Below are 12,989 nucleotides of genomic sequence, written 5' to 3'. Positions count from 1 at the left end.
TTCTCCTACGTACTATTATTGTCATTTTACCGAAACCAACGCTGAACCGAAATCCATAAGGCTTGTTCGCAGGTCCTCTCTTTCACACGCCGGTTCGCTCCGCAAATCGGTAACAATCGGTACCTCTGTAACATCGAACTCCAATACCTCAAACATATTTTTTGTATAATCGGTGTAGACCTTGAACAAATCAGCATCTGGATTACCCTGATTGAACGAGAGGATCAGCTTTTGTTTCACTGCGTTTTCTTTAAAAAATGGGGAAAAGCGCGGAGAAAAACGAGCAAATAACCTGTCAGTGATTATTTTCCCCTGAGCGCTCATTTGTCCCATATAAATCGGTAATCCCAAAACTATGGCATCGGCATGCTCAAGCGCGTCATAAATTTGTTGCATGTCGTCCTTGATTACACAACCCTTATCACTTTTATGGCAGGCCCAACAGCCCCTGCATGGTTTAATATCAAGGTCGTTGAAGCTGAAAGCTTTGACCTCTGCGCCCTGTTCCTTCGCACCTTCCAGTATCTCGTTTACAATAAAAGCTGTATTGCCTTCTTTACGCTGACTTGCGATTATTCCGATGATATTCATGTTTAATCCTCCTTGTGTGTTGTGTCTGTTAATTTTGATCCCAAGCATATTTGATCATTAGTATAACCTCTTGCGGCAGGATTATTGTTTCCTTGTCACACATTTATCCTAACACCATATTGTTTCCTTGTCAATAAAGTTATAATAAAATTATTATTCTGCCTTCATCCACAAAAAAACAGCCCATCCTCGATCGAGGCGGGCTGCCAGAAAATAAATCGGTATAATCAGAGGTTATCAGATCTCATTTTTATACCCAGTTTCATAATTTCAGCGTCTAAATGCGTATTATATTTATTCGCAAAGTCGAGGATAACATCAAGCTGTTCCTCAGTTACCTGATTGAAAAAGGGTTGATCTCTATCCTTAAACTCCCTGTGTATATCCTCATGTATATTATAAATCTTTTTCCCCTGGCTGGTAAGCTTAAAATACACTTCTTTCTTATTATCGGCTCTCTGATAACTTTCAATGAGCCCCTTATTTATCAGCTTCTTTGTCAGCTTGCTTATTGCACCTCTTGTCATATCAAAAGATTCCGCCAGCTTTGTCACGTTGGAATCCATATCTTCTCCGATATAAGCGATACAATGTATTTCAGACGGATTATATGCCATAAGGCTTTCTTTCATCCTAAAGCTATCAAGCCACATTCTTTTTTTAAACATGTCCCATAGACCTTTCATAGCCTGTTCTTCTTTGCTCATAACCTGTACTCCAATCTGTTTGTGCTTATGTGTATTATATAGCCGCGAAGTTACCTGGTCAATATATCTTTGGCATTGATTGGTGTTATTTCCTGTGCAGCCTATGTGGCGGAAACACATTTAATTCAAAATCAAATATTTGATGCTACCTCAAATGCATCCCATATTGCATACATAATATTGGAGACTTTTCTTGCATCTCCAAGTAAGTAAAGATCTCTGACTTCATGCTTTAACTCATTATAAATCCTGTTTTCTGAATCATACCCCACAGCAAGTACAACCGAATCCGCGATTAACTCTTTTTCCCCTTCTAAAGTCTTAATCATAACCCCGTGCTCTGTGGTACGGATTGCTTTGGAATCTGTATAAACGGAAATTTTCTTTTCCTCAATCAGAGCTAAAAGCATGCTGGTATTGGCAAAACACAGCGGGCCATTTAAGGTTAACAGACCATCCTGGGCTTCTACAATAGTAACTTCTTTTCCGTTGTTCTTCATCCACAAGGCAAGCTCACATCCAACCAGCCCTCCGCCTAAAACTACTACGCGGCTGCCCGGATTCTTATTTCCAAGAAGCACCTCTTCCGCTGTAAATACCTTGCTGTCGTCACCGAGAGCAAATACCTTCGGTCTGGAGCCAGTTGCTATAATTACAGTATCGGGATTTTCTGCACGGATCATATCAGGAGTTACCTCTGTATTGTAATAAACCGGCACTGCCAGATCTTTCAGCGTATTTTTATACCAATTTGCCAGAGCATGATCATCTTCTTTGAAATCCGGTGTTCCTCCTGGAATTAAATTTCCGCCAAGGCGGCCGGTCTTTTCATATACCTCCGGCTGATGACCTCTCAGGCTAAGCACTCTGGCAGCTTCACATCCTGCCACTCCTCCGCCGATAATCATTACCTTTTTCTTTTTCAGGACAGGTTTCAGCTCTGTAATCCGTTCTCTTGCACATGCCGGGTTGACTGCACAGTTGAGCCAGCCATAATGAACCATGCGGCCAAGGCACCCCTCATGGCAGGAAAGGCATGGGCGGATCAGCTCTGTCTGTCCAAAACGCAGTTTGTTTACATAATCAGGATCTGCAAGAAGCGGACGGCCAAGCCCAATTAAATCGCAGCTTCCGTCTTCAATGGCTGAAAGAGCCAGATCCGGATTATCCATGCGGCCTGCGCAGATAACAGGACCGTTAACTGCTTCTTTGATTGCTTTTGCATACGGAATGTATAGTCCTTTCTTCTGGTACATCGGTGGATGATTCCAAAACCACGCATCATAACAGCCTACGTCCACATCCAGGGAATCATAACCATACTGCTCCAGCAGCTGCGCCGCTTCGATCCCTTCCGGCAGATCGCGTCCCTTTTCTTCAAACTCTTCTCCCGGAAGACCGCCGACACGCCAGTCCTTAATAAAGGATTTAGGGCTGTAACGGAGCGTTACTGTAAAATCGTTTCCGCAGGTTTTCTTTATTTCCTCCACGATTTCCCTGGCAAAACGAAGGCGGTTCTCCAGACTTCCCCCGTATTCATCTGTCCTGTTGTTGAAAAATGAGATAGCAAACTGATCCAGGAGATAGCCTTCATGAACTGCATGAATCTGGATTCCGTCAAATCCGGCATTTTTAGCTATTGCTGCTCCTTCCCCGAACCGTTTTACAATCCTGTGGATCTCTTCTTTCGTCAAAGCCCGGCAGGGTATGTCAACCCAGCGGTTCATGATTTCCGAGGCAGATACCGGTTTTAAATCAGGATCAACGGGAGGTGCAACACGTCCAAAACCGGCACTTAACTGGAGAAATACTTTGGCATCATAAGCATGAATCCGTTCTGTCATCTCTCTTGCAGTCCTGGTAAAATGCACCGGATTGATCGTTGGACAGGGAGTACTTGGCATGGAGTGATGCTCTGCTTCGTTATCAACAAAACATACTCCTGTAATAATAAGCCCGGTTCCGCCCTTTGCCCGCTCCACATAATAATCAACTCCTCTCTGGTTAAAGCCTCCCACGCTGTCTCCCAGCCCCTGGGGACCCATAGGTGCCATCACAAAGCGGTTTTTCAATGTGACACTGCCGATTTTAACCGGTTCAAAAAGCTTTTCATATTTGTTCTGCATATTTGTCTTCTCCTTTTATTGATACTATAAAAAATAGTATCAAATACAAAAGGAAATGGGTATGTCTGCATCTATAAACTTTTGCCAGTTTCTTGTCCAGTTTAATAAAATTATTTTTGTTCTATATAACAATTTCAAGTTACAATTTTGTTTATTTTAACAATCCAGTATAGAAGCAGTATAAGAACAGTGGTATAATCTTTTTAAATGTTGGTGAAAGAAAAGAGGACGCTTATATGGCAAAACACATAAAAAATCTGGCTGACTTTTTAAAAAAATACACCTGTAATTCTCATATCAGCAACGATTCCATGATCAAGTCGTGCCGTTGTCTGGAAGGCGGACTTAAGGTTTTCTGCCCAGATATCATTTACATCGCATATATCTCAGAACTGCCTGATACTCTCCCGCTTTCAGAAGTTATTAATCTTTTAGTCATAGGGGATAAGGAGATGCCCCTACCCTTTATGAAAGAAAACAAATTTAACTGGATTCTCTGTGACTCCAGTCTGGTAACATTGCCGGGGTTAATTAATCTGACAGAAGAATTCTTTCATGAAGAGCTGACTCTGTATCAATATAAGGAAGAAATGATAAGCGTATTAGGCGATCAGGATGCAATAAAGAAGATGCTGGAAATAACCTACCGATATATAGGAAACCCGCTGAGAGTCATAGATTCTGCCCATAACCCGGTAGTTTCCTGCTGGGATGAGGACCAGTTAGATGAGCCGCAATGGATGGATTACAAGAAGAATCAGATTTTTTCCCAAAAATATAACGATATATGCAGCACTGATTACGCATTTCAGCGCCATATGCTCAACTCCTCAACGCCGTATATCATGAATTACCCTGAAATCTATAAACACCGCCTGCGGATCCTGCGGATCAGACAGAGCCATATGAATATTGCTTTTGTCAGCGAACTGGAATACAACCGTCCCTTTACGGAATTTAACAGTGAACTATTACAGGTATTCGCCCATTTCGCCGGAATCAGGCTCTGCAATGATACACATTTTTATTGTTCTTACGATTCACCTGTATCGGAAGTACTGCTTTATGTATTAAAAACCCAGCAGCCTAATCCGGAAAAAATCAGACTGCTCATAAAAAAATCCGGACTTCATTTTAAGAAATACTTATATTTCATTTACATTACAGACAATGAACTTCCTGATTCCAGGGAGAAAATGGTTTATATCTGCACATTGCTGGATAAGTTCTTTACAGGTGGTCTGACGCAGATAATTGAAGGCAAAATAGTGATCCTTCTGGATTCTGATCAGTGTTTAAAGTCTCCCCTTGAAGATGACCGGCTGCAGAACTTTCTTCAGATTCTAAATGCAAATCATATGTTTGCCGGAGTAAGCCGCGCCTTTTTGGACCTTACGCATGCGTGCCATGCTTTCGAACAGGCAAAAAAGGCACTGGACTTATCAAGGCAAAAGGATTGTCAAGGACACTTGTTTTTTTATGAAGATTATATTCTGGAAGATCTTGCAGAAACCTATCTGCTTCATAACCCACAGGTACATATGGTGGAACCAGGTCTTAACCTGCTGATGGAATATGACCGGATACATGGTACTGCTTTAATGGAATCACTCACCTGTTACCTGGACAATCAGCTGGATCTGCAAACTGCTTCGGATCGTCTGCATATCCATTTTAACACACTGAAATACCGCATACAAAAGATGAAAGATATCACAGGTCTTGATTTAAGTAAAATTGATATTATAATTAGAGTCAGGCTCTCCCTGATTGTTCTCAAAGTCACAGAATAGTGAAAAAAACTATAGTTGTTCGGCAACCCTCCACCACACAACTGTTCCGGCAAACCCTATTATTCCAGTAATAGCAAGTATGGCGATGCTGATGAAGCTAAGAGGAACATTTGAAATAATTAATGCCGGAATTGTCCATGGAAAGTAAGCGGCAAGCCCAGCTTGTGCAACGACATTAGAAACAACCACCATAAGGAACGCGAGTCCAATAGGAGCTAAATATCCTTTGCTGACATTTGCAAGGAGGGCGCTTATTGTACTAACTACCATAGTCAGAAGTGATGCTGCCATAAAAGTAAGAAAGCTATTTACTATAAGCAGCCATGTACCGCCATTCAGACCAATCAGAATCCCCATAATGGTTACAACCGCAAACATGAAAAAGGCCAGCAACAAATCCCAAAGAAAAATTACGATGAACTTTGAAAGTACCACATAAAGTTTAGATACCGGTTTCACAAGCAATTCACTGATCGTTTTATCTGTATATTCCCGTCCAAAAACCCAGCATGCGGTGAAAGAAAATCCAATCACCAAAAGTGCAGTGCTGGTGCCAAGTAAATCTGTTAGATAAGGATCCCATCCGGCATCTGCAGCATTGATATATGTGACGAAACCAAGCATAACCGGCATGGTGGCAAATGCTACAACAACAATCCAAAAAACACTTGAACGCAATACTTTAAGAGCTTCGCAATGTATAAATGACAATAGTTTCATTTTTATATCCTCCTTGTAGTTTGAATCATACGCAAAAAATAACCTTCTAAATCTTCGGTAACAATGTTTAGTTGTGTTGGAGGCTGTCCAGAACGAACCAACAGTTCAGCCAATCTTTCGGGGCTTTCCGTTGCAGGACCTTCCAATAGCAGCAGTTGTCCATCTGCGCTTTTTTCAAAATTATATCCATGTTCTGCGAGTATATGTTCCATTGCATTTTTATTCCGCCCAGCCAGAACCAGGTGTTTTTGCAAAGACTGCTCCAAATGTGCCATATTAATTTCCTGGATTAACTGACCTTGATGGATGATTCCAATTCGATCAACCAGTTTTGAGAGTTCTTCCAGCTGGTGACTGGATATAAAAACAGTAACACCAAAATTCTTTGATAGATCCATTAGCATTTTCCTGATTTCCACCACACCGGCTGGATCAAGGCCATTAATCGGTTCATCTAAGATTAAAATTTGGGGATTATGAATCATTGCTTTTGCTAATCCTAACCGTTGTTTGTTTCCCAGAGAAAGATTTTTCGCTTTCTTATTTTTATGAGCCTCTAAACCCAGCTTTTGTATCACCCTGGTAATGGATTGACGGTCAGATATCATTTGCATCCTGCGGGCAATATCTAAATTTTCTATTACAGTAAGTCCTGGATAATAAGTAGCATCCTCCAAATATCCAACCTCCTCCCATAACTTATAAGTTCCTGAGTTAACTTTGTTCCCCAGCATATAGATACTGCCGGACGAAGGCTTGAGCAGTGACAACATCATTTTAATTGTAGTTGATTTGCCTGCTCCGTTTAAACCAAGAAACCCGAATATTTCGCCGCCGTTTACCTCAAGTGAGAGATCACTAACGGCATGATAATCTCCAAATTTTTTTGTAAGACGATCTAACTGTATTGCAGTGGGGACGTTACCACTTGATTTTACCATTTTATACACTCCTTTTGTAAATTTCGTTTTGCGTTTTTATTTAAATTAACGCTATAATGAACTATAATTTTAAAACATCAACTGAACATCAATTTTTACCCAGAAGTTAGTTGATGTTCCGTTTACTTTACGGGTATATAATACTTACCATGGAGGTGGTCTATTGTGTTTGATATTTTAATTGTTGAAGATGATATAAATACCCAAAAACTAATATGCGCCGTTCTAAAACACGGCGGCTATAGCACATATACTGCAAAAGATGGCCTTGAGGCACTTGAAAGGATGGAAACACAGCGATTCGATCTGATTGTCCTGGATTTAATGATGCCCCGCATGGATGGTTATAAATTCTGCGGGCAATTACGCGATGTGGGGGAGAATATTCCAATACTAATGGTAACAGCCAATCATGAGACGAAAGACATGCATAAAGGTTTTCTCGCCGGAACGGATGATTATATGACAAAACCCTTTGACGAACAAGAGTTGCTATTCCGGATAAAGGCGCTTTTGCGACGGGCACAAATTGCCAACGAGCACAGAGTTGTCATGGGTGAAACCACAGCGGATTACAATTCTCTCACTGTTTCATGGAAAAATGAACAGCATACTTTGCCAAAGAAAGAATTTCAGCTTCTTTTTAAACTCATGAGTTATCCCAATGTGATTTTTACGCGTAATCAACTAATGGATGAATTTTGGGGGCTGGAGACTGAGACGGACGAACACACTTTAAATGTTCATATAAACAGATTACGGGATAAATTTAGAAACAACCCCGATTTTGAGATTGTTACTGTACGCGGACTGGGATATAAAATTGGGAGGCGTGTATGAAGAAGATAAAAAAAAGACTGCCCCTAAAAATTAGTCTTGCAGTTTCCCTGGTGGCTCTGGTTTTTGGTGTTATGCTCTTTTCCATTTTATCGGCTGGCCTGATTGCTTATTTGCTGTACAAATTAGGAATCATGGATTTGGGAGGGAGTGCAAGTCCAAGCCGGGCTATCTCCATAATGATATACATTAGTATTTTTCTGGGTGTGGTAATAGCAACATTATTAAGCAGGCGTTCTGTTAAGCCAATCAGAGACATGATGAAAGCCACTGAAAAGGTATCTCAGGGTGATTTTTCGGTCATGGTAAACGGCAGCTTTGTCTTTGAATTGGATGCGCTAGCCGGGAGCTTCAATAAGATGGTACAGGAGTTAAAAGGTATCGAAACCCTGCGCAGCGACTTTGTAAGAAACTTCTCCCATGAGTTCAAAACACCCATTACTTCGATTCGTGGATTCGCCAGACTATTGCAGGCGGGGGACGCTGATGACGAAGAAAAGCAGGAATATTTAAATATAATCGTGCAGGAATCAGAGCGGCTTGTTCATCTCTCCACAAACGTTCTTAACCTTTCAAAAATAGAAAGTACAGAGATTATCAGTGAAAAAACGATCTATAGTTTGGATGAACAAATCAGACTGGCGATTGTTATGCTGGAACCAAAGTGGAGCGATAAAAATCTTCATGTTGACATTTGGCTTGAAGATGGAATTGAAATTCTTGGTGATAAAAATCTAATCCATCAGATATGGGTTAATCTTCTTGACAATGCAATTAAGTACACAAATACTGGTGGTGTAATAAATGCAAGACTATGCCGGAGCAGTCAATTAGCAGTCTTTCGGCTTGAAGATAATGGATGTGGAATGAATGATGAAATCCTGCTTCATATATTTGACAAATTCTTTCAGGGAGACACTTCCCACTCATTGCCTGGTAATGGATTGGGTTTGACTTTAGTTAAGAAAATTACAGAACTATGTGAAGGAACAATTGAAGTGCAAAGTGAGCCTGGGAAAGGCAGTGTTTTTATTGTGGAATTGCCATTAGGCCTAAATGCTGAATAGATTGTGCTGGCTCCGTCTCCTTTAGCACGCCTAGCACAATGGTTGATTTTGTCGCAGCTTACCGTAAGGGATCATATTTAAATTATCATGCAAATGAATATATAAAAATTGTTAAGGACTTCACTTAATCAAGCAATAAAAATAAAAGCTGCCCTGCAATAAATGTGCCGGACAGCTTTTCTATATTATTTCTTAACAACAACTCGTTTATCAATATCTTCTTTTTCTTTCGCATCTGGTTCAGCACCGATGCCGCCAAACGGCATCTCTCCAATCAGCTTCCAATTTCCCGGAATATCAAATAATCTGGCAACCGCTTCATCGATTACCGGATTATAATGCTGAAGTGATGCTCCAACTCCCACTTCCCTTAAAGCAGTCCAGATATTAGACTGAAGCATTCCATTTGCCTGATTAGTCCAGACAGGAAACTTCTCTGCATATAGAGCAAACTGTTCCTGATATGATTTCACAATATCTTCATCGATAAAATAAAGAATTGTTCCATACCCATTCTTAAAAGAATCTATCTTGCCGCGATCTACCTGACCACCAAATGCATCATAGACACTATCCCAAAGCTGATCCTGTTTCTCTCCCAGTGCAGCCACAACTCTGGCACTCTTCATGTTGAACGCATCCGGTGTCGCTTCTGTTACTTTTTTGATAATATCCAGAACTTCCTCTTCCGATACAGGAAGCTGGCGGTTAATATTATAATAGGTTCTTCTCTTCTCAAGGCTCTGAATAAATGACATAATATTTGTTCCTCCTTTAATTTATTTGAAACCACTAAGGAAATCATCCCTCATCCCATGTGATTTATACGTTATATTTATTTTGTTATAAAAATAGTACCACATTATTCCATATAAGTCAATATTATTTTAATAAATTATATTTAGCAAAATTGTTTTTCAATATGAATCAATCTTAATCACTCTGTCAACCCAGTCTTTGTAAAATGATACTTCATGGGAGACCAGCAAAACAGTGCCTGAAAATTCAGATAATGCTTCCTTTAATGCCTGCTTTGCCTGCACATCCAAATGATTGGTTGGCTCATCCATGATGAGAAAATTACAGGGTTTTCCAGTCAGCATGCAAATCTTTACTTTTGCCTGCTCTCCTCCGCTTAAGCTTTTAACCTGCTGCATCGCATGCTTACTTGATATTCCGTTGCGCGCCAGCCTTTTTCTCACTTCCTTTCTCTCCATCAACGGAAAATAATCTGACACAATCTCCATTGGAGTGAGGCTGTCATCTTCCCACACCTGATCCTGTTCATAATACCCGATAACCGTTTTTGCTGAAAAGCAATAATTTCCGTTTAATGCAGGAATCTGACTCATCAGGGTTTTTAACAGCGTTGATTTTCCTGCCCCGTTAAAGCCTGTTATGACCACCTTCTCTCCCTCTTTCATAGAAAATTTCACCGAGGACAAAACCGGTAAGTTGTACCCCACAGTCAGATCTGACACATTTAATTTCCCTGTCAATGACAGTCCACCATGATCAAACTGGAAAAAAGGTCTGATTTCTTTTTGATCCAGAGCCTCCAATCGCTCTAAATGGTCAAGCTGCTTTTGCCTTCCTCTTGCCATCTTTGATTTTCTTCCCGCAATATTTTTGCGGATGAATTCTTCCGTCTTTTTAATTTCTTTCTGCTGAGCTGAAAATTGCCGTGTATAATTTTCCCGTAACTGTGTTTTTTTCTTCAGAAATTCATTGTAGGACCCAAAGTATTTTACTATTTTTTTATGATCGATATCACAGATCCAGTTTGTTGTTCTGGCAAGAAATCCCTCATCATGAGAAACAACTAAGAATGCCTGCTCAATCCCGCATAAATAATCCTGTAGCCAGACAATATGATCGTGATCCAAAAAATTGGTGGGTTCGTCTAACAGCAGCACATCCGGCTTCTCAATCAGCAGCTTTGCCATCATGACTTTTGCTCTCTGACCTCCGCTCATTTCACCAATCCGGTGTTCTAACCCAATGACCGTAAGCCCCAGTCCCTGACAAACCAGATCAATTTGTGAATCGATCCGGTAAAAATCACGGTGTTCCAGTATCTCCTGACAGCCGGCTGCTTCCCTGAGAGCACCTTCCCTGCCATTTGCCGCACATTCATAAAGCTCATTCATCTTTTTCTCCAGAGTATAGAGATCTCTAAATGCTGTTTTCAAAAATTCTTTCATTGTCATACCAGTATCTATACTGGCATACTGATCCAGATATCCGATTTTCAGACCGGGCTGCCACACAATTCTGCCCTGATCCGGAATAATCTCTTCTGTACAGATTTTTATCAAAGTACTTTTTCCAGTCCCATTTTGTCCTGTAATCCCAATATGTTCTCCTTTATTTAAAACCAATTCTGTTTCATTAAATAACTGATTATCTCCAAATGAATGGGATAAGCCTGTAATTTCCAGTAAACTCATGTCTATATTCCTTCTCTCTGATTTCTACTTTCGATACAGACGTATTTCCTCTTTCTATCCCAATATCCCTGTTGCTGATTTCCCAAACAAAAAAACAGAAGACAAGGATATTATCTCCTCTGCCTTCTGCCTGGTAAACGCAACAAAAGGCCATGAACAAATAAAACATTGTCCATGACCTTTAACCGCAATAAGAAGCAGGGAAAACAGACATCAAAAGAAGAAACAGCCTGTAATGCTGTCCTTATTGCTGCACTGTTTCCCGATGAATTCTATAAGCGTATCAGTAACCGCCATACTCTGTACAATGTTTCACCGGGTTGATTTGTACAGAGCTCATTCGTCTTGTCAATTGATCGCTAATAATAATACTCATATCTGCTCTCCTTATATCTGATTATCTGACTATATCACCGTCTGTTTATTCTGTCAACCAATCATTTCTCTTTCACACTTACCCTTTGCAGGTATCAGCCTCCACACAAGAACAGTAATCACAGCCAGGAAAGCAGAACAAATAAAATAAGGGGCCCTCCCTCCAGCCAGATGAAACATACTTCCTCCAATAAAAGGACCAATGATTCCGCCCAGACTGGTACCAAACATATACTTTCCATAAAAATTCCCCATTACCCGCTCCGGAACTCCTTCCACAAACAATGCATCCAGGGAATAATCCTGGGCAGTAAGGGCTAACTGATACAATGTCCAGATAATCGCAAATATCCACAGATTGGGGCTGAAAACCAGAAGGACAACGAGCACAGCTGCAATCAGCGTAAATGAAAGAATGGTCGTCTTATATCCCACCCTGTCTCCGATTTGTCCGATTCTTGGACTAAGAAAGGCAGAAAGCATTACCGGCAATATAAACACATATGCAACAGCTGCCATATCAACATGATATACCTCCATCATATACGGAATAATCAGCACTCCTGCCATCCTCCCCGGTATACAGTAAAGAAAATTTAAGATCCATATCTTCTGTTCCAGCACAGTGTAGACTATCTTTTCAGACTGGGAAAACGTATCTTTCGTGTGAGATGGTCTTTGGGCAAGTGTATAAACCAGAGAAACGATAGCAAAAGCTGCACTGATTAAAAACAACCGGTTCCATCCTTCTAAAAAATCAGAGCGATAAAACACATAATATGTCAGTCCGATTCCTAAGATACCTCCAAATTGCCGGTTACCGCTATATCTGCCAAGTCCCCGTGCAAAGCTGGTTTTCTCTGCCGTAATCAGGCTGACTGCAGAAATCGTCAAGAGAATTCCTGCTGCTCCCTGTACCATTCTTGCAGCCAGTAAGTATCCCAGACTTCTTGCCTGCGCAAATAGAAAAAAAGCCAGTCCATACAGGAAAAGGGCACAGCACAGTACCGCGTAACGGCTGTAACGGTCGGAAACCTTTCCAATCAGCAGCCTCATGATCAATTCTGAAAATGAATAAACAGAATACAGAATGCTTAATTGAAATACGGTATACCCAAGTTCTTTCGTATAAGCAGTCAGCATCACGTCGAAAACAAGGATAGGCAGTGAGACCAGCACAATAGATAATGCAACTTTTTCATACTTCATATTTCATCCCCCTATATCACATGACCAAATGCATGGTCTAAATCCTTTGTAATTGCAAATCCAAAAAACCATTTAAGCTGAATTGCATGTTTTTCCGGCTCCTTCCATATCCAAACCATATTTTAACTGATCTGCTGGTAAATTTTGTATTTTAAGATCATTGTAAAGCAGGG

At 40.7% G+C, this 12,989-nt stretch carries 11 protein-coding genes; 3 read left to right on the top strand and 8 right to left on the bottom strand.

Translation table 11 applies throughout. The features are described 5' to 3' along the window. Nucleotides 1-21: 21 nt before the first annotated feature. The 3 genes from RZO55_RS07180 to RZO55_RS07170 all read right to left on the bottom strand — a co-directional run bounded on the left by RZO55_RS07180 (nucleotide 22) and on the right by RZO55_RS07170 (nucleotide 3,424). On the bottom strand, nucleotides 22-591 hold the full coding sequence (locus RZO55_RS07180) for a flavodoxin family protein (RefSeq protein ID WP_318063599.1): 570 nt from the start codon (nucleotides 589-591) through the stop codon (nucleotides 22-24). 227 nt (nucleotides 592-818) lie between these two features. Then, a complete protein-coding gene (locus RZO55_RS07175; RefSeq protein WP_318063598.1) occupies nucleotides 819-1,298 on the bottom strand; it encodes a MarR family transcriptional regulator in 480 nt (159 codons plus the stop codon). 131 nt (nucleotides 1,299-1,429) lie between these two features. Continuing rightward, complete coding sequence (locus RZO55_RS07170; protein WP_318063597.1) at nucleotides 1,430-3,424, bottom strand: oxidoreductase; 1,995 nt, start codon at nucleotides 3,422-3,424, stop codon at nucleotides 1,430-1,432. 236 nt (nucleotides 3,425-3,660) lie between these two features. Here RZO55_RS07170 and RZO55_RS07165 point away from each other — a divergent pair, with 236 nt between their 5' ends. After that, complete coding sequence (locus RZO55_RS07165; protein ID WP_318063596.1) at nucleotides 3,661-5,217, top strand: PucR family transcriptional regulator; 1,557 nt, start codon at nucleotides 3,661-3,663, stop codon at nucleotides 5,215-5,217. Nucleotides 5,218-5,226: 9 nt separating this feature from the next. Here the strand turns inward: RZO55_RS07165 and RZO55_RS07160 are convergent, their stop codons facing one another. Next, nucleotides 5,227-5,937 carry an ABC transporter permease gene (locus RZO55_RS07160; protein WP_318063595.1) on the bottom strand — a complete coding sequence of 237 codons (711 nt, stop codon included), beginning with the start codon at nucleotides 5,935-5,937 and terminating at the stop codon, nucleotides 5,227-5,229. A gap of 2 nt (nucleotides 5,938-5,939) precedes the next feature. Then, nucleotides 5,940-6,878, bottom strand: coding sequence for an ABC transporter ATP-binding protein (locus RZO55_RS07155; RefSeq protein ID WP_318063594.1), 939 nt, complete (start codon nucleotides 6,876-6,878; stop codon nucleotides 5,940-5,942). A 165-nt stretch (nucleotides 6,879-7,043) separates the two neighbouring features. Here RZO55_RS07155 and RZO55_RS07150 point away from each other — a divergent pair, with 165 nt between their 5' ends. Together RZO55_RS07150 and RZO55_RS07145 are read left to right on the top strand one after the other, a co-directional pair. Further along, complete coding sequence (locus RZO55_RS07150) at nucleotides 7,044-7,718, top strand: response regulator transcription factor (RefSeq protein ID WP_318063593.1); 675 nt, start codon at nucleotides 7,044-7,046, stop codon at nucleotides 7,716-7,718. Further along, entirely contained in the window at nucleotides 7,715-8,782 is a 1,068-nt protein-coding gene (locus tag RZO55_RS07145) for a HAMP domain-containing sensor histidine kinase (RefSeq protein ID WP_318063592.1), read from the top strand. Before RZO55_RS07150 ends, RZO55_RS07145 begins: the two co-directional genes overlap by 4 nt. 185 nt (nucleotides 8,783-8,967) lie before the next feature. On the opposite strand, the gene RZO55_RS07140 is transcribed toward RZO55_RS07145, so the two are convergent. From RZO55_RS07140 to RZO55_RS07130, 3 genes are all read right to left on the bottom strand, one after another. Continuing rightward, nucleotides 8,968-9,540 (bottom strand): nitroreductase family protein, encoded by a 573-nt coding sequence (locus tag RZO55_RS07140; protein WP_318063591.1) that lies wholly within the window; start codon nucleotides 9,538-9,540, stop codon nucleotides 8,968-8,970. A gap of 159 nt (nucleotides 9,541-9,699) precedes the next feature. Continuing rightward, nucleotides 9,700-11,232: an ABC-F family ATP-binding cassette domain-containing protein gene (locus tag RZO55_RS07135; protein ID WP_318063590.1), complete on the bottom strand. Its 1,533-nt coding sequence runs from the start codon at nucleotides 11,230-11,232 to the stop codon at nucleotides 9,700-9,702. Between the two features lie 429 nt (nucleotides 11,233-11,661). After that, nucleotides 11,662-12,816 carry an MFS transporter gene (locus RZO55_RS07130; protein ID WP_318063589.1) on the bottom strand — a complete coding sequence of 385 codons (1,155 nt, stop codon included), beginning with the start codon at nucleotides 12,814-12,816 and terminating at the stop codon, nucleotides 11,662-11,664. Between the last annotated feature and the right edge of the window lie 173 nt (nucleotides 12,817-12,989).

The sequence above is a fragment of the Clostridium boliviensis genome, from assembly GCF_033342255.1.
In the GTDB taxonomy this organism is placed as follows: domain Bacteria; phylum Bacillota; class Clostridia; order Lachnospirales; family Lachnospiraceae; genus Lacrimispora; species Lacrimispora boliviensis.
This window is presented reverse-complemented; position numbering and strand designations above follow the sequence as displayed.